An 18,850-nucleotide genomic window follows, 5' to 3' on the forward strand; every position below is an offset into this window, starting at 1 on the left:
ACGAATATCAAAATATTAATACCGTTAAACCAAATCTGTTGTTGTTACTGGTTTCATTCTTATTATTAATGCGATCATCGGCGCGACGATAGTAAGCATTAAAACGCCATTCCAGCCTACATGTTGATAAAGATAGCTCCCTGCAGCCGATCCTATTGCCATGCCAATAAACATAAACGTGAATAAGATTGAATTAAGGCGTCCTCTTGCTTCAGGTTGTAAACTATAAACAATCGTTTGATGTGACACTAATGTTGCGTTGATACCAAAGTCAAAAAGTATCACACATAAAACCAACCATCCTATTTGCAGGTGTATAGCGAAGAATGGAATAAATAGCATCGCGATAAATGATAAAATGACGATACTAATACTGACTAAGAGTATTTTATGTGCACCAATCCGATCTGATAATCCACCAATTAACGGTGCCGAGATAGCACCTGCTGCGCCAGCTAATCCAAAAGTTCCAGCCGTCGCGCTACCTAATCCATAATTATGAGATAAAAACAGTGCTAGCGTAGTCCAAAAGGCACTAAAGGCAATTGATACGAAACATTGAGCAACAACAGATTGCCTTAATTGTGGAAACTGTTGCCATAGTGGTTTTAACGAGGCCATTATTTGTTTATAGGTAAGTGTGTTTTGGGATGGCATTGTAGGTAATGAAAACCAAAAATAGATGATCAATGCCATGATAATTGAAGCGGCAAGTTGGAATATTATTGCCCAACCCCAAAATTGACCAATAATACCGCTAAACACACGTGATAAGAGTATTCCTGAAAATAATCCGGTCATTACAATACCGACTGATTTTCCTCTTTGATTTGGCGGTGATATTACAGTACTAGCAAGGACAATATCTTGTGCTGATGTAGCTAAAATGCCGACACACAAACTCGTAATTAATAAGATTGGAAAAGTAGAAGAAAAGCTACAGAGCCACAATGCTGCACAAAGAAGAACTAATTTAGAAATGATCAGCTTTTTACGATTAACCATATCTCCTAACGGCACAAGAAAAAATATCCCTAATGCGTAACCGATTTGAGTGAGCATCGCAATAAGTCCTGCTTCGCTGACTTTTATCTGAAAGGCATTTGATAATAACCCAATAATAGGTTGGTTATAATAAATAGCAGAGACACTAAATCCAGCACCGACAGATAAGCCAAAGAGTTGCTTAAGAGGTAATGTTTGTTGCTTAGTCAGCGGTTGAGCTATGAGAGTCATTGTGTGTCCGTTTACGGAAAAGTATGGACGAGAATATGCCTGAACGAATACTAATTTTATAGATGGCATAATCGTAATACTGTTATACACTCAGCGTATGAATATACAGACTCTAAAAAACCTTGACCGAATATTATTACTTAAAACGTGGGTAAGAATTGTTGAAGCTGGAAGTTTAAGTGCTGCTGCTAAACAATTGAGCACGACTCAACCGACGATCAGCCGACGCTTGAAATCATTGGAACAAATTCTTAATTGCAAGTTAATGTTGCGTACAACGCATCAATTAAAATTAACTGATGAAGGGGACAATTGTTATCAACAAGCTAAACAATTATTAGCGCAGTGGTCAATATTAGAAGACTCGGTAGTCAATGAGACTGCTACAATTAAGGGGCGATTGAGAGTAAGAGTACCTCATGCTTTTGGTCAGAAACAGTTAGTGAAGCCACTAATTAAATATCTTACAACATACCCAGAAATGCGTGTTGATTGGCTATTAAATGATACTTTGCCTGATTTTCTTTCTGATAATATTGATTGCGCAATTCATGTCGGTGCTGTTACAACCCCAAATGTAGTTGCAAAACTCATCGCGCATGTTCCTCGTATTGTGGTTGCAGCTCCTTCACTGATCGAAAAATACGGGAAAATTAATGATATTACTGAATTACAGCAATGGCCATGGATTGCGATCAGTAGTTTTTATAATCATGAGCTAACGTTAAAGAATACTGCTTGCAGTACAGCCTCTATATTAGAATTAGATCCTATTCTATCGACAGATAATCTTTATTCTGCTGTTGAATGTGTCAAAGATGGCTTAGGGATCAGTACCGTCTCTTCATGGTTAGTTGAACCTTACTTACTAACAGGTCAACTTGTACATATTGCTGAAGGATGGCAAGCTGATCCATTACCGATTTATTTGGTATATCCCTACTCAAATTATTATTCAAAAAGACTGCGATTATTTATGGAAATAATGACTGCGGGGATTCAAAGTATGGTAGAGATAGATCAAAAAATTCCATAATAATATGATGATTTGTTATTTAGGAATACATACCTTCACACTAAAATCGCCTTTTATTGTTTGTGAAATCGTTAATTGGTACTGATTGACTTTACAAATATTATTAACAATCGATAGTCCTAAACCGTAGCGACTATCGTTTGATCTTGAACAATCATACTGATAAAGCGGTTGAACTAATTTTTTAAGTTCAGTTTCTGAATAGTGAACAGTCGTGGTGTTAATGACTTCAATAATGAAGTTTGACGTTTTATCGACAACGTTTATTTGGATATTAGTAGTGGATAAACTATAAAACAGCGCATTATCAATCAAATTAGTTAGAATTGTTTTTAAGCTAAATGTATCAGCAATTACTGTGGTATTAAGCGGAGTATTGTTGGTTATTCTGGTGCTGATATCAGGGTATTTGAATACTAATTCACGCTCAATATCATTGAATAATATCATTAGATCTAATGGCTGTTTATATAGTTCGATAGCTGATGATGTACGTTGAAGTAATAATAAGTTTTCTACGATTATTCGCATTCTATTTGAAATTTGTAAAATATCATCAGTAAAGGTTTCTGCTAAGCGCTTATCATCAGGAAAACGCTGGTGGACTTCTGTGAGTGTAATTAGCTCGGAAATTGGGGTTTTTATTTCGTGTGCTATATCTGACGTGATGCGCTTTTCATTTTCAATACTATTACGATTAATGGCTAAGAAATTATTTAATTCATTGATGATAAGATCAATTTCCGAATAATTTTTATCGCCATCAAATATAAAATGCTTATTTGAATCATCATTATTGTTATTGAAGGTTTTAATTTGGTGATTTAATGAGTCTAATGGTAGTAATCCTTGACTAACAATTTTTTTAGTCACAATTCGAATAATGATCATTGATAATAAGAAGCTACCAATCAGTAAAATATCTAATAGTCCAGTTATACGAGTAAGGCTTTTGGTTGAGGTTGCGACGGTGATATACATATAGTCGCTTGAACCATCTTTGTTGCGATGAACATATGACGATAAAAGCGCTTGCCCCGGTGCATTATTTGGCATGGTTACTTGAACCAGTTGATTTGAGTTAATTGCAATTTTAGTGTGGTGCAGGTCTAGTTCAGGATAAGGACGAAGATTAACTGACCGTTTAATTGTTTGATTGTTTTTCCATATTTGGTAATAAAAATGGCTATTTTTATTATCAACAATGGGAGATGCATGATCATGGATCAGAACTTTTATCTGCTCCATTTGTTCTTTGAGTCCAGTTTTAAACTGTTGTTGAGCCCAATTATCAATACTGGTATCAATAAATGTATACACAATGATGATAAATAATCCAAAGACTGCGGAAATTGAATTAATTAAGTTTCTTTTTATTGAGCGTGTTTTAATCATTATTAATTCTCAATATAGTAGCCAAAACCACGTTTATTCTTAAGTGGAAAAGTCGCTGTAATTGGATGAGATTTAATTTTTTTTCGTATAGTGGAAATATGCGCTTCAATAGTGTTTTTAGAAATATAATCAAAATTATTGGCAATATTATCGCTGATCATTGCTGTACTCATCACTTGATTTGGATGGTTAAAGAGGTACTCAATAATTTTAAATTCATTAGGTGTTAGATCAATGTCAATCGCTTCATAGCGTAAATTCATGGTGTTTGAGTCTAAAACAAAGTCATTAATCGTTATGGTGTTGGTGAAATTATTAATAATACCGCGGCGAGAAACAGCAACAACTCTGGCGTGTAGTTCATCAAAAGAAAATGGTTTAGTAAGGTAATCATCTGCACCTTGGAGCAATCCATTTATGCGATCTTGGTGCTGACTGTTGGCTGAAAGAATAATAACCCGTGTTTGTAACGCTGATTGCCTTAATTGTTTGAGAATCTCCATACCATCGATGCCTGGTAGCATAAGATCTAAAATGATAATATCGTAAGGATTATTAAGTGCTAAGCTGAGTCCGTCAGTACCATTACTTGCTTCATCAGTTGTGAACCCTAAGTTATTGAACCCAACAACTAAACTACGGCGCAACGGTGAGGAATCTTCAATAATCAATAGTTTCATTATAAACTCAACGTGAAAATGTATACTTATACGGGATGTATAAGTATACATTAAATCATAGTGTTACCTTAGCTGTTTATGGTTTAACTCGACAACTCGCACTAATATCAAGTGCTGGGTTGATAACTTTAGATTGCACGCCATAAAGACCTAATAAACTATGGAACAAATTATCTTGTGATAAATGACCAACGTCTTCTTTCGCTTTTAAACAGCTAAGATTAATGCCTTTTTGCTGCGCATATTGAGTCGGGATCCATAATAGCCATGGCACATGCTTTTGTTCTTTAGGCGCAATAGGGTAAGGCGCACCATGAAGATAAAAGCCATTTTCACCTAGCGATTCACCATGATCAGACATGTATAGCATCGCAACATTGTATTTGTTTTCATTTTTCTTCAATAATTTAATGACTTGCTCATCGACATAGTCAGTATAGAGAATGGTATTGTCATAGACATTCTTGATTTCTTGGTCGGTGCAATTTTCAATATCGCTACGGTTACAAGAAGGCTTAAAACGGTCGAATTGTTTTGGATAACGTTGGAAATATGTTGGACCATGGCTGCCAATAAGATGTAAAACAAGTAACTTATTTTTATCATCTTTGTTTATAAAGGCTGCAGCTTTACTTAGCATTACGCCATCATAACAGCTAGTGCCGTCACAATATTGATTATGTTTTGATGTATCAGTTGCAACATAAGGCATTCTGGCTGCAACACCTTTTGAACCGCCATCATTATCGATCCATAACACTTCAGCACCAGCGCGGTGAATAATATCAATGGCGTTATCTTGAGTATAAGCACGATCTTGATTGTAGTGAGCGCGGGTTAGGTTAGAGAACATACACGGTACGGATAATGCGGTGTAAGTACCACATGATTGTACATTTCTAAATGAAATGATCCCTTCATTTTTGGTGTAAGGGTTAGTGTCGCGTTTATAACCATTATAGGCATAATCATAAGTACGTGCGGTTTCACCAAGAACCATGACAAATAATGTCGGCTTGTGGTTTTTGGTTGGTAATAGTTTGGCATCTAAGCCTTGTTTTTTGTATGGCAGTGGTTTGTAAATAAATTCCTTATATAAGTATTTACCACCGGCGTACACATGGCCAGGTATGATCATACGGTTTAAATAGTGGTTATTACGACCAACTGCGGCATAACTTTTGTAGTTCGTTAACGCGATGATAAGTAGTGCAGTTGTAGCGATACCAATAAGTATAATGCGTGCGATAATTTCTTTAATAAATGTTTCACGCTTAGTGATTTTAATGCAAGCAATCCAAATGCTTGGGATTAAACCAAAGACGATAATGTAAGTGATAGAATGTAAATTAACATACGATAATGCTTCATCAGAGCGTGTTTGGAAGATACTTTCAATAACCGCATTATCAAATAAAGTGTGGTAATTCACTTCAGCAAATAACGCCATTGATGATGTGATGACTAAAAAAATCATGATGGCTTTAAAAATGTATGGCCAACACAAACAACTGAAAATAATGATAAAAGCAGCAATTAAAACAATAGGCGCAGTATAGGGAAAAAGAGGGTTTGATACTGTATGACTTAACGAAAAAATCTTTGCTATGGTTGGAAAATTAAAACAAAAGGTGAAATAGAGCGACATCCATACAATAAAACTGGTCATCTTTAAGTGGAAAATTTTGCGCATTGTTTATTCTTTAATTAGTCAATTAATCATAATATTATCTGTGATGTAACTTAAGAATTACTTAAGATATGTTCATTGTTTTGAGATATGTTGAAATTATGTGTTTCATTAACAGTATAGATATATGTGACTGTACTGTTTCAAATGAAACATTTGCTATTACTTATTTGCTCGTAATGGAAATGAAAAAAATTATAATCCGCACGTTTTTGGTCTAGTCAGATCATATGTTCGGAGTTAATTTTAAATGAAAAAATTTGCACTTAAAGCAGTAGCAATTGCAGTATTAACCACGTCACTAACAGGCTGTATTGGTCAAATGGGTGTTTCTAAGGTGGTGACTAAAGCTAATTTATCAGCTGTCGATAACCGCTATGGTCGTGCAGGATTGTATGTGTTATTAAGTCCTGTATATGGCATTGCTGCAACTGCAGATTTATTTATCTTCAATTCAATTGAGTTCTGGACAGGGAAAAACCCAATTACTGGTAAGTCACCAGCAGTTGCAGACATGAAGCTAAACACATATTTGAAGATCAACAATATGTTAGATCGTTCATTAACTACAGTACCATTAGCAAGTGTACAGAATAGTAATATTGAAGCGGCAGCATTTAAGCAGCTTGATGACAATACGTTAGAAATGAAAGTATCTCACCATAATGGTACAACGACATTGTTGCGTGGAGAGAAAGCAGGTGATGCTGTGAACTTTTACCTAGATGGTGAGTTTATTACCGCTGTTACTGTTGCTGACCTTGATCAATATGCTGATCTACAAGCATAAACAGATAAGCTAGCAAAGTTATTTTTAACTGTTGTTTCAATCTATATATTTTAAAACCGTATATCTTATAAGATATGCGGTTTTTTTTCATATAAACAATATGTTATGTTTTTACTGATGGAAATATTATTTTATTAAACCGATATTGGCTTTTTTTGATTATTAATTGTCAAAAGAGCTATATTAAGTTAAAAAATTTGTGGCTATAGTAGATAGCAAGTCAAGGAGATTAAATCAAAAAGATACTGACACATTGAAAAATAAATTTTTTGTTTTTGATTAATAATGACTATTCTAATTTAATCAGTATATAGGATTCACCTAAATCGCAGAGGGATAACTTATGACTACATTCAACACACAGCAACTAGAAAAAATGCGCACTCAAGAAGGTTTTATTGCTGCACTAGATCAAAGTGGTGGTAGTACGCCTAAGGCCCTAAAAGCATATGGTATTGAAGAAAGTGCTTATAATAATGACGAGCAAATGTTTGATTTAGTACACGCTATGCGCTCTCGTATTATTACTAGCCCTGCGTTTAGTGGCGATAAAGTTATTGGTGCTATCTTATTTGAAAATACACTAGATCGTGAAATTGAAGGTAAACCGTCTTCACTTTACCTTTGGCAAGATAAAGGGGTATTACCTTTCCTTAAAGTAGACCAAGGTCTTGAAGATAAGGCGAACGGCGTTCAACTTATGAAACCGATTATTGGTCTTGAAGCACTGGTTGCAAAGGCTAAAAGTAAAGATGTATTTGGCACCAAGATGCGCTCTGTGATTTGGGATGCAAATGAAACAGGTATTAAAGCAGTTGTCGCTCAACAAATTGAAGTTGCTAAAACAATTATAGCTGGTGGTCTAGTACCTATTATTGAACCTGAAGTTAGCATTGATAGTCCTGAAAAAGCACAAGCAGAAGAGATTCTAAACCGTGAGTTATCAGTACAACTTGATCAACTTAATGACGATCAACTCGTTATGCTTAAACTTACATTGCCTGAACAAGCTAATTTATATAGTGACTTAATCGCTCATAAAAATGTAGTTAAAGTTGTTGCGTTGTCTGGTGGTTTTCCACTTATGCAAGCCTGTGAAAAACTCGCAGCAAATAATGGTATTATTGCAAGCTTCTCTCGTGTATTAACAGATGATCTATTTGCAGATCAAGCACAAGCTGATTTTGATGCCGCATTAGCAAAAACGATTGAACCTATCTATCAAGCGTCGCGCTCATAAGCATCGTGATTTAATATAATACAAGACATGGCTATTCAACTAAAATGTTTTGAATATTATTAGTTTGACAAATATAAATAAAATATTGATGTAGGATATAATATGCGAATTTTATTAAGTTTGTATGTTATGTCTTACATCTTTCTCTTTATTGGGTATTATTTAAATAGGGTCTGTCAGTATATCTATAATTCACTAATATGAGGCAAGTGAAACAAAAAAACATTTTAAATAATGATATGATCTATAAAGCAGTTATGCAGCATAATTGTAGTAGTCATAGGAGTTGTTTTGGGTTTTTTAAGAAAGTTATTTTTAAGTCAGTGGAGCACTGAATTTCGGTGTGTAAGACCAGCGATTACCATTCAAAATGATCATCTAAAAGCCGTTTGGAATGATGAAAAAGAGAATACCTTTGGTATTGAACGATTATTTAAATTATTTTTAGTATTATCTTCTTATGTATTTCCTGGTTTATATCTTCGCCATCTTTCTGGGAAGTTTGGGTTATTACCGCGCAAAATATGTTCTGAAATTTATGTGATATCTAAATTAGTAACACCAATAATAATATTTAGATGTAATTTGGAAGATTCAACATTTGCAATCGTCTTTATTAGTTATCTTTTACTTGAAACACTATTATATTTGTTAGGAGTGATCTTTCTTTCTGATATTTATAGTCCTCCAATATCTAAAAAACGCTCTTATTTAATGCTCGTTATTAATTATATAGAAGTATGCTTAGGCTTTGCTGTTTTATATAAAGCAACTGGCGGTGTTAGTGAGTTAGTATCTAATTTTGATGCAATTTATTTTAGTTTTATAACGGCTACAACCATTGGTTATGGCCATATGGCACCAATAGGTCATGATGCTAAAGCGTTAGCTATCATTCATTCGATGTACAACTTTATTTTTATTGGGCTTATTTTAAGTAATTTTGCTTTTAATATTACTTATAAAGATGGTACTTACCGTGTAAAAACAGCACAAAATAAAGCACAAAAAGTTGATATAGATAAGCAATAAATCTAGCCCTCAAGGTTAATTTATATAACGTGTGAGGGCTAAAGCTATTGTCTTTTATTCAAATAGATACGATGGTATTAAGGAAGTGTGATTTTTTGTTCTGTTGTTGTACGAGAACTACAACCCAGCGAGTCTTCCTTTCTTGGGCATTTGCCACCAAATCGATGCACAGTCGTCGCAATCGTCATTGTGTGATTGGCGGTGTTTATTTTTTTAATGGCATAGCTTGTATCTGTGTGCTCTTTGGTCATTAAAACTTGGTCGGTATTAACATTTTTTATCACTAATTTTCCGTTATTTGAACCACCACCAGGTTGTGGATAATTAGGTAATAATGATGAATTTTCTAAATAAGCCACTCGAGTATTATTGGCGTAAAAATGAGCATTTGCTGGCGCTAGGTAATGTTGAGTTGACGTTGAAAGTTGTTGTTTACTATTATGAATAATAACATCATAACCATAGTTAATATTGCCGCCACCTGCACCAGGAGGGCCCATCATGGCTTTTAATATAAGGTTTTTACCATTAGGACTAAACTTATAAGGAACAAAAATCGCACCGCTATTACCTGTTCTATGGGTTGTTGCTAACGTACCGACGACATAAGGATGTTGATTATTAGCATTCGAAGCTACAAGTTTTAACTGCCAGTTATTACAGCGATTATTTTTTAATGTGCCACATCCTGCAAAAGTACGTATTACAGTATCGCATTGTGGGTTGACTAAAGATTTTACATAAAGATATTGGCTTGGAATTAATTGCTTTATATCTTTAGGCGGTGTGCGAGAAATATTTGGACACTGTTTGTGGTTGTTTTTCACACTATTAGCATATTGACGTAAAGAGCTATTTAATCGACGCCACTTTTTACTGACCGTTACTAGCGCAGTCGCTTCATTTTTAATTTCATAAAGCTGACGTTGTAAGTTAAGACGAATGCAGCCTTCCATATATTCCAATTTCGTGCATTGTTTTTCAATTTGATCTCGCCATTGATCTTGAGCATTTGTGATAACTACCTGATCTACAGCACTATGGGCTTTTTTTAATTGTTCATATTGTTGCTCAAGTTGATGGTTTATCTTGGTTAATTCAGGTGAGGAGCAGATAGTTTTATCTACTATTGTGCTTAACTGGCTACATTTTTCTGATGTAGCATTAGCATTAGCATTAGCATTAGCACTTATTATTAATGAACTTAAAAGGATAACCAAGGGGAATGAGCGATAATATAATGGCATGATAATGTCCTTAATATTTATATAAGTGATGTTATTAGCGTTATCTTGCCGTATTGATAAAATAATCGGTGAATATTAGAACTGATAACAGTAGTTATAGATTGTGAATCTTGTATATTATTGCCTGATAGTAGTACATCAACGAATAAAATAGCAAACCAATGTTAATTGACTTGTTATGGAATAAAAAAAACGCCAATTATGATAATAGGCGTTTCATGGAAAAATAGTTGTGTAATCGCGTCAGTTAATGTGTTTTACGTGGACCTTTACTGACTAATTCTTTGCCGTTCTCAAATACATCATCGGTAACCCAGCGACCATAAATCAGTTGGTGCTTAGTATTGAAAACGGCAACAAAATGACGACCATCAGCATTGTTCGTTGCCATGCCAACACCTTCAACACCTTGTAGCCCAAGGCCACCATTTTCAACGGAAAGTAGAAAAGCTTCTAGCTCTTCAAGGCTATCGATAACACTTAATTCATTATTAATCATTGCTGTACTCTTTGAGTGATAACTTGGTGCAATTGTCTATTTTAAGGAAATTTTGTTAATTACACTAGCCTAATTGCTGAGATAAAATTAATGCAGCAATAATAAATCCATTCTGGCGTTGGTTATTTCCACCGATATAAGCATCAGCAATAGCGGAAGTGTTGGTTGATAACCATAAAGTGCCGTTTGATTTAATAATCGCATTAGCAACAGTGCCATGATTATCTTGTAGCCAAATTTGATGATTATTTTTTAATATTGCAAAAGGTGGCTGACTACTTATTTCATTGATCCATATTTTATTGTTTTTAATCACAATAACTGCTTGATTATTGGTTAATGCTTGAGTGATTTTAGTTTGATCCATTTGGTGAAAGATAATGAAATTAGGTGTTTGAGTGTGATTATTGGCGAACCATATTTGGTTGTCTTTTATGACAACATTGGGGGTAATATTTTTATGGTTGCTATTGAGCCAGATGTTCGTATCTGCAAGGGCATAGCTAGAAAATAGCAACAACGTCAGTATTGTAATGCATATTTTTTTCATGGGACGATCACTCTAATAGAAAGTGTAGATAATATACAGTATTAGCAACGGGTTGTGATCGGTGAAGAGGAATAACCAATAACTTTTGGTTGCTAGTTTGATGCGCTTATTCGTGCTATACAATGAATATTCAATAACATACGGTGAAACATTAAGGGAGTGATATGTCTAGCCAGAATATTAATACTCAACTGGTTACTGCTGGGCGATCAAAGAAATTTGGTCAAGGGGCTGTAAACAGTGTTATTCAACGAGCATCATCATTAGTGTTCGATTCAGTCGCAGATAAAAAACAAGCTACAGCTAATCGTGCTAATGGTGAATTATTTTATGGTCGTCGCGGAACCTTAACTCATTTTTCACTTCAACAAGCGATGGTTGAAATCGAGGGCGGGGCTGGATGTTATCTGTATCCTTGTGGCGCAGCTGCAGTTGCAAATACTATTCTAGCGTTTGTGGCGGCAGGTGATCACCTTTTAATGACGGGTGCAGCCTACGAGCCAACTCAAGATTTTTGCAATGTAGTGTTAAAAGGACTTAATGTCGATACGACATATTATGATCCATTAATTGGTGCAGGCATTGCTGATAAAATTCAACCCAACACTAAAGTGGTGTTTTTAGAATCCCCCAGCTCAATCACCATGGAAGTACAAGATATACCAGCTATCGTAAAAGCCGTACGAGCAATTAATCCTGAAATCGTAATCATTATTGATAATACATGGGCTGCAGGAGTGTTATTTAAAGCCTTAGATCATGATGTTGATATTTCAGTCCAAGCAGGGACTAAATATATTGTTGGTCATTCAGATGCAATGTTAGGTACAGCAGTAGCCAATAGCCGTTGTTGGGATCAGTTGCGTGAGCGATCTTATTTAATGGGACAAATGGTTGATGCGGATACTGCCTACGTTGCAGCCCGTGGTCTACGGACGATGGGAGTGCGTTTAAAACAACATCATGACAGTAGTATCAAGATTGCTGAATGGTTAGCGCAGCATCCACAAGTTGAACGTGTCAATCATCCTGCTTTACCAAGTTGTAAAGGGCATGAGTTTTTTATGCGTGATTTTAGTGGTAGTTGTGGATTGTTTTCATTCGTGCTTAAAAAACGTCTTGATAGTCAGCAGATTGCCAATTTCCTTGATAATTTTAACCATTTTAGTATGGCATATTCATGGGGAGGGTATGAGTCGCTGATTTTAACCAACCAACCGGAAGAGCTTAACCGTATTCGTCCTGCTGGTAAGGTTGATTTTAACGGTACATTAGTAAGAGTTCATATCGGTTTAGAAGACTGTGATGATTTACTAAATGATCTCGCCAAAGGTCTAGAACGTATTGCTTAATCTTATAAACGTCTTAGCACCAACATGCTAAGACGTTTCATTGATTGATTTTAACTATTGCAATAATAGCTGTAAATATTTCTTTACAACAAGTTGATTTGATTACGTCTTAAAATATCAAAACTATTTAAAATCAGTTGGTTAAAAACAACCGTCAAAGACAGACTTAAATTTTAAGTGTTGTTTTGTCTGTATTTATATATTTTGTGTCTTATTTTATTTTTTCGGACGCTATTGCTATCGAAAGGAGTGGGTGATATCTTAATTGCCATAGACAAGAATGATTATCAATAAGATTTCGGTGTTTGATAAATATGCCAATGACAACGATATTTTTATTGAAGTATATAAATAATTAAACTAATAAATAACCATTTTATTTTATTATTGAGTTTTAAAGCTTAATGGCTTATTAAATTTAAGTGATTATTAATAAGTTTATTATGAGTAGGTTTATATATTTCCATGAAAATAATTAGCACCGTTATTAATACTAATAAGAATATAGAGGTTGCTATGAAAACGACTCGCATTGTTTTAATTCGTCATGGTCAAAGCCAGTGGAATAAAGAAAACCGTTTTACTGGTTGGGCCAATGTACCATTAACTGAACAAGGTAAATCAGAAGCACAATCAGCAGGTCAAAAATTAAAAGAAAATAATTTCAAATTTGATTTCTGTTATACATCAATGTTGAATCGTGCCATTAATACTTTATCTATCGTACTTGAAGAACTTGATTTACTCTGGTTACCGGTTGATCATTGCTGGCAGTTAAATGAACGCCATTATGGTAACTTACAAGGCTTAAATAAAGCAGAAACAGCAGAAAAGTTTGGTGATGAGCAAGTGTTCATCTGGCGTAGAAGCTACGATACACCGCCACCAGCTGTTGATAAAACAAGCCCTTATTACCCAGGTAATGATCCACGTTACGCTGATTTAACTGTTGATGAGCTACCTGTTGGTGAGTCATTAAAAGATACTTATGAGCGTGTAATTCCATTTTGGAACGATGTTATTGTACCTAAAATCAATAGTGGTGCAGATATTCTTATCGCGGCACATGGTAATAGTTTACGTGCCTTAATGAAACATCTCAGTGATATTGCTGATGATGAGATAACTCAGGTAGAGATTCCTACTGGAGTACCGCTAGTCTATGAATTAGACAGCAATATGAAAGCAATAAAATATTATTATTTATAAGAGTACATAAGTACTTAAGAGTTAATGTCAAAGATAAAACCTCACTTATTATAAGTGAGGTTTTTTTGTATATATCTAAAACGAAAATTCATGATGAGCAGCTGATTTCAAGATGTTTACCCCAATGCGGTGGTAATTGTGCTAGCTTTTCTGCATCTTCATGTTCATTAAAAGGGTGTGCTAGAACAGTCATTAATTGCTCAATAAGTTGATAATTTCCTTGTTCAGCTTCTTCAATAGCTTGCTGAGCAAGATAATTACGGAGAATATATTTCGGGTTATGCTGTCGCATTATCGCTAAACGCTGGTGAGTATCTGGCTCAAGTTGTAACCGTTGTTGATAGCAAGCTAACCATGTTTTTAGGGCTAAAGTGCATTGGAATAGTGTTTTAAAGTGATGTTCACTGTGTGTTAGTTCAGCAATAGTAATTTGAGATAATGTTCTAAAGAACAATGTGTAATCAACCTGATATTGTTTTAATAACTGCAACAGTTCAGAAAATAATCGAGTATCAGACTCATCTGCAATGGTTAACCCTAATTTTTGACGCATGTTATGGCTATATTGCTGCTGTAATTGGTGTTGGTAATGTTCTAAGCCATTATCAATCTCAGTTTTATCGAGTAATGGTGTCAAAGCGTAACCGAGAGCAGATAAGTTCCATAACCCAATGGAAGGTTGTTGGTCAAAGGCATAACGACCTGAGTAATCTGAATGATTACAAATATAACCAGGTTCATAATCATCAATAAATCCAAATGGGCCATAATCAAACGTTAGCCCTAAAATCGACATGTTATCAGTATTCATAACGCCATGTGCAAATCCCACCGCTTGCCAAGCCGCTATCATGGCAGCTGTACATTGACATATTTGCTTAAACAGTGCGCCATAAGGAGAAGGAGCAGAGACCAACTCTGGAAAATGATGTTCAATAACATAGTCAGCGAGTTGTTGTAATTGTTGATGTTGACCGGTATAAAAAAGATACTCAAAATGACCAAAACGAAGATGACTTTCAGCAACACGAACAAGCGTTGCTGCGGTTTCAACATGTTCTCGTATCACAGATGTTTGGCTGCCAATAATTGCTAATGCGTGAGTTGTTGGTATGTTAAGTCCAGCCATAGCTGCACTTGCAAGGTATTCACGAATAGAGGATCGCAATACAGCACGCCCATCACCCATTCTAGAATAAGGTGTTTTTCCTGAGCCTTTTAAGTGTAAGTCCCATTTTTGACCCGCACTGGTAACGACTTCTCCTAGTAATAGTCCTCTGCCATCTCCAAGGTCTGGATTATATTGTCCAAATTGATGACCACTATATTTCATCGCCAATGGAGACATGTTAGCTAATATTGTGTTGCCACTAAAGATATCGATAAAATGTGTATCGAGTGCAACTGCTGGATCTAGCTCAAGTTTTTCAGCAACAAATGGATTAAAATGCACCAGAAAAGGATGTTCTAAAGGTTGTGGTACTATAGACGTGCCGAGTGATGCAGCAAGATTGCTATAGCTATTAGCAAACTTCAGTGTTGAAAGTGTTTTCATGGCGATACCTATAGTCAAAGAAGGGAACTATTTAAGCTTATCGAGTCTCGGTAAATAAACAAGGGATGAAAAGTAGGGGTATTGGTTATTAATGATTCTTTAGCGACTGCTAAATAGTGAGTTTGAAAAAAGTGGAATTAATGCAAAAAAATGAAATATCACTTATTCATAAACTATTCATTGATGATGATTTATAACTAAAGATAAATATCAATATAAATTAAAATATAGGATATTATTTAATCTAATTGGTTTGTATTTTATTTTTAAATATCCTTTTTCTGTAAATTTAGTTTTAAAATATGCACGCAATAATTCGTTAAATCTTATTTTTCAACAATTATCATTGTCGTTTTCTTTATTTAAAGGCAATTTGTCACACATATTGGTCATATAAGGAATGATAACGATGACAAATGAAGTTTTTTTCCAAAATCTATTATCTCATGCTGATGTAATTATAAATGGTTCTCGACCTTGGGATATTAAAGTCCACGATGAACGTTTATATGATCGAGTATTAAACGAAGGTTCATTAGGCTTTGGCGAAAGTTATATGGATGGCTGGTGGAGCTGTGATGCCATTGATGAAATGATCAACCGTGTATTACATGCTCGTATTGATGAAAAGCTTGATTTATCTTCTAAGCTTGCCATTGGTTTAAAAATTGGTGCCTCAAAAGTAAAACATCTTTTTAACCGTCAAAGTATTGATCGAGTAACGAAAGATGTGCCTTTTCATTATGATTTAGGTAATGATTTATTTGAATCTATGCTTGATAAGCGCATGACATATACCTGTGGATATTGGAAAAATGCAACAGATCTAGACAGCGCGCAAGAAGCTAAACTTGATTTAGTTTGCCGCAAAATGGGTCTAAAACCAGGTATGCGGCTGCTAGATATCGGCTGTGGCTGGGGCAGTTTTATGAATTATGCAGCAGAGCATTATGGCGTAATTTGTGATGGTTTAACCCTTTCAAAAGAACAAGCAGCATTAGGACAACAACGCGCTGATGATCTCAATCTTCCTGTGAAATTCATTTTACAAGATTATCGCTTACATAAACCACAACAGCCTTATGATCGCGTTGTATCTATCGGTATGATGGAGCATGTGGGTCCTGAGAATTATGAAGATTACTTCAAAGCTGCTCACCGTTACCTTGCTGATGATGGCATATTTTTATTACATACTATCGGTAGCCCAAATTCTAAAACAGAAACCGACGCGTGGATTAACAAATATATCTTCCCTAATGGTGTTGTGCCGTCAATGACACAAATTGGTGCTGCTACAGAAGACTATTTTAATATTGAAGATGTTCAAAATATCGGCCCAGACTATGATAAAACCTTAGTTGCATGGAACGAAAAATTTGAAAAAAACTGGCCGCAAATATCAGAACATTATGGTGAGAAATTTTATCGTATGTGGCGTTATTATTTACTGTCATGTGCCGGTGCATTTCGTTGCCGCGATTTAAACGTATGGCAATTTGGTTTAACAAAGAAAGGTGCAGAGTTGCCTTTATGTGTGCGTTCTAACTAACGATTACGTTATTAAACCCTTTGCTTAAAATAACAATGCCCTTGTAATGAGGGCATTGTTATATGGGTTATATTTACGTAAATAATGAACTATTAATTATCAACGCTAATGGCTGTTTTGTGCTTTGGTTTTTTTGGTTCTGGCGTAATAATTGGTTCAATATCAACGATCTTTGAACGACTCATTATGATTTTCCAGCGCTGAGTTCGAACTGTTTTATCTTCATCTGTTTCTTGAGTAATCAAGTTAATCAGATGTCTTTTTTCAACCGATTCTTTGGTTACTTGGCCATCATTCAGTTGGTATAACCGTTGTGAACCTTTTTCCATTAAGGTCGCAACTGATCTAAGATCAAGAATGATTGATTCGCGTGTTTGTTCATAGCCACTTAAGAATTTGGTTGGTGACATTCTGGTGGTGCTTTTATAATGCAAAATGGTTTCTTCACGGTGAGAAACATTATGTTTACGTGTTTTACGAATATCATCGACCAAACTATCGTAATTAACAAACTCTAACCACTCAAGTTGACGTCCAATAACGTGACCAGTATTAGCATCAAAAAATTGTTTGCGCCATCTTGCCTTACCTTTACGCATCCAGCGCCATAGCATGGTTTTTAAGTCATCTTTAAACACTTCACGAGCAGCATAAATAACCGATAAAACTAAAATAAAAGAGGCGGTGATATCGCCTAACATACCGCGTGCCTTAATAAGCATTAAGGTCACAAAGATCATCACAATACCCGCTGCGGCACCGGTGACAATTTTGCGAGTGTTTTTACCTAACTCAACGGTTTTCTCTTTCATTGTTACAGGGTATTCAATCAGACGCCGTAATAAACGCATCTTATTTGACATTCGCGTTGGATCTTGCATCGCTCTTGCTGAATTATAATTATTATCTATACGATGTTGGGCTTCTTTTTGGCAAATCTCTAATAGTTGAGGTTTAATTTCATTGTATTCAGCGCCACGAGGTAAGTGAGCGATAAGTTGCAGAAAACGTTGCTCTGTAAACCATGATAAATAATTATCAATATTTTCATAATACTTAAGTAATTTTTTATCGGTTGGTATGTTACGGCGTAACCTTTTTAGAATACGAACAGCTAACTGTGCAGCTTCTTCGATTTCTTCTTGTTTCGATTCATTGCTATCTCCTAATAATTGCTGCGTTGTTTTTTCCAAGGCTAACGCATATTGATAGGCATAGAGACTTAAACTTAAACGGTATTGCTCGATAGAGAGCTTACCTCGGCTTGCAAGGCGACTATGTACTAAAGGCAGATGGTTGATATCACTGAAATAAGTACGTTTGCCATGAATGGCATTATGATAAAACTCTTCTTCAGAGATGATATTGGCATTTAACCCAAGTTCACCAGGGATAAAAATGTACATATCAAGCTGTCGATTAGTTGTTTCATGAATCACATGAGATATTTTGAGTTTATGCCCATCTTTTTTATCGACAGTAATCACTTTTTATTTTCCCTCCAACGGATAATGCTAAATGGCATAAAGTGGTTTTCCTTGAGATTATACGAGAATAAGTTTTTGTCCATTATTTATAAATCACAACTTATTAATGCTAATAGGATGAAAAAACATCAAATAATTGCAGATAGGTTGGGCGAAGGCTAACAACATCACGTATAATATCGGCATCATAAGTGCAACCCGTGCATTATAGCGCATTGCCTAGTTAGCGATAGTCATTAATAATTGCTGCTAATAAATTGATTGATAAAGATATTGAACCAACTGCACTATAAGCGTGTT

16 protein-coding genes are annotated in these 18,850 nt (G+C 35.2%); 7 read left to right on the forward strand and 9 right to left on the reverse strand.

Features of this window, described 5'->3' with window-relative positions:
- Window positions 1–24 precede the first annotated feature (24 nt).
- Window positions 25–1,236: an MFS transporter gene (locus PAND9192_RS03255; protein WP_087852510.1), complete on the reverse strand. Its 1,212-nt coding sequence runs from the start codon at window positions 1,234–1,236 to the stop codon at window positions 25–27.
- Between the two features lie 97 nt (window positions 1,237–1,333).
- Here PAND9192_RS03255 and PAND9192_RS03260 point away from each other — a divergent pair, with 97 nt between their 5' ends.
- Window positions 1,334–2,272 (forward strand): LysR family transcriptional regulator, encoded by a 939-nt coding sequence (locus PAND9192_RS03260; protein ID WP_087852511.1) that lies wholly within the window; start codon window positions 1,334–1,336, stop codon window positions 2,270–2,272.
- A gap of 15 nt (window positions 2,273–2,287) precedes the next feature.
- Here PAND9192_RS03260 and PAND9192_RS03265 read toward each other — a convergent pair whose 3' ends face one another.
- The 3 genes from PAND9192_RS03265 to PAND9192_RS03275 form a co-directional block, all read right to left on the reverse strand.
- A complete protein-coding gene (locus tag PAND9192_RS03265; protein WP_087852512.1) occupies window positions 2,288–3,667 on the reverse strand; it encodes a sensor histidine kinase in 1,380 nt (459 codons plus the stop codon).
- Window positions 3,668–3,669: 2 nt separating this feature from the next.
- On the reverse strand, window positions 3,670–4,347 hold the full coding sequence (locus tag PAND9192_RS03270; protein WP_087852513.1) for a response regulator transcription factor: 678 nt from the start codon (window positions 4,345–4,347) through the stop codon (window positions 3,670–3,672).
- 76 nt (window positions 4,348–4,423) lie between these two features.
- Entirely contained in the window at window positions 4,424–6,040 is a 1,617-nt protein-coding gene (locus PAND9192_RS03275) for a phosphoethanolamine transferase (RefSeq protein ID WP_087852514.1), read from the reverse strand.
- 247 nt (window positions 6,041–6,287) lie between these two features.
- Between PAND9192_RS03275 and PAND9192_RS03280 the strand changes: the two genes are divergently transcribed.
- The 3 genes from PAND9192_RS03280 to PAND9192_RS03290 all read left to right on the forward strand — a co-directional run bounded on the left by PAND9192_RS03280 (window position 6,288) and on the right by PAND9192_RS03290 (window position 9,099).
- Window positions 6,288–6,827, forward strand: coding sequence for a DUF3332 domain-containing protein (locus PAND9192_RS03280; protein WP_087852515.1), 540 nt, complete (start codon window positions 6,288–6,290; stop codon window positions 6,825–6,827).
- A gap of 343 nt (window positions 6,828–7,170) precedes the next feature.
- On the forward strand, window positions 7,171–8,067 hold the full coding sequence (locus tag PAND9192_RS03285) for a fructose bisphosphate aldolase (protein WP_087852516.1): 897 nt from the start codon (window positions 7,171–7,173) through the stop codon (window positions 8,065–8,067).
- A gap of 291 nt (window positions 8,068–8,358) precedes the next feature.
- Window positions 8,359–9,099 (forward strand): potassium channel family protein, encoded by a 741-nt coding sequence (locus PAND9192_RS03290; protein WP_087852517.1) that lies wholly within the window; start codon window positions 8,359–8,361, stop codon window positions 9,097–9,099.
- Window positions 9,100–9,176: 77 nt separating this feature from the next.
- Here PAND9192_RS03290 and PAND9192_RS03295 read toward each other — a convergent pair whose 3' ends face one another.
- From PAND9192_RS03295 to PAND9192_RS03305, 3 genes are all read right to left on the reverse strand, one after another.
- The gene (locus PAND9192_RS03295; RefSeq protein ID WP_087852518.1) at window positions 9,177–10,346 is read right to left on the reverse strand and encodes a lysozyme inhibitor LprI family protein; all 1,170 of its coding nucleotides are present in this window, start codon (window positions 10,344–10,346) and stop codon (window positions 9,177–9,179) included.
- 247 nt (window positions 10,347–10,593) lie between these two features.
- Window positions 10,594–10,842, reverse strand: coding sequence for a hypothetical protein (locus tag PAND9192_RS03300; protein ID WP_087852895.1), 249 nt, complete (start codon window positions 10,840–10,842; stop codon window positions 10,594–10,596).
- 67 nt (window positions 10,843–10,909) lie between these two features.
- A complete protein-coding gene (locus PAND9192_RS03305; RefSeq protein WP_087852519.1) occupies window positions 10,910–11,395 on the reverse strand; it encodes a hypothetical protein in 486 nt (161 codons plus the stop codon).
- A 164-nt stretch (window positions 11,396–11,559) separates the two neighbouring features.
- Here PAND9192_RS03305 and metC point away from each other — a divergent pair, with 164 nt between their 5' ends.
- Together metC and gpmA are read left to right on the forward strand one after the other, a co-directional pair.
- Window positions 11,560–12,747, forward strand: coding sequence for a cystathionine beta-lyase (metC, locus tag PAND9192_RS03310; protein WP_087852520.1), 1,188 nt, complete (start codon window positions 11,560–11,562; stop codon window positions 12,745–12,747).
- Between the two features lie 516 nt (window positions 12,748–13,263).
- The gene (gpmA, locus tag PAND9192_RS03315) at window positions 13,264–13,956 is read left to right on the forward strand and encodes a 2,3-diphosphoglycerate-dependent phosphoglycerate mutase (RefSeq protein WP_087852521.1); all 693 of its coding nucleotides are present in this window, start codon (window positions 13,264–13,266) and stop codon (window positions 13,954–13,956) included.
- A gap of 88 nt (window positions 13,957–14,044) precedes the next feature.
- Here the strand turns inward: gpmA and PAND9192_RS03320 are convergent, their stop codons facing one another.
- Complete coding sequence (locus tag PAND9192_RS03320; protein ID WP_087852522.1) at window positions 14,045–15,511, reverse strand: protein adenylyltransferase SelO; 1,467 nt, start codon at window positions 15,509–15,511, stop codon at window positions 14,045–14,047.
- 409 nt (window positions 15,512–15,920) lie between these two features.
- Between PAND9192_RS03320 and cfa the strand changes: the two genes are divergently transcribed.
- The gene (cfa, locus tag PAND9192_RS03325) at window positions 15,921–17,063 is read left to right on the forward strand and encodes a cyclopropane fatty acyl phospholipid synthase (RefSeq protein ID WP_087852523.1); all 1,143 of its coding nucleotides are present in this window, start codon (window positions 15,921–15,923) and stop codon (window positions 17,061–17,063) included.
- Between the two features lie 92 nt (window positions 17,064–17,155).
- On the opposite strand, the gene PAND9192_RS03330 is transcribed toward cfa, so the two are convergent.
- Window positions 17,156–18,550, reverse strand: a complete 1,395-nt coding sequence (locus PAND9192_RS03330; RefSeq protein ID WP_087852524.1) for a hypothetical protein — start codon at window positions 18,548–18,550, stop codon at window positions 17,156–17,158.
- Between the last annotated feature and the right edge of the window lie 300 nt (window positions 18,551–18,850).

The organism is Photobacterium andalusiense, assembly GCF_900185625.1.
GTDB lineage: Bacteria > Pseudomonadota > Gammaproteobacteria > Enterobacterales > Vibrionaceae > Photobacterium > Photobacterium aquimaris.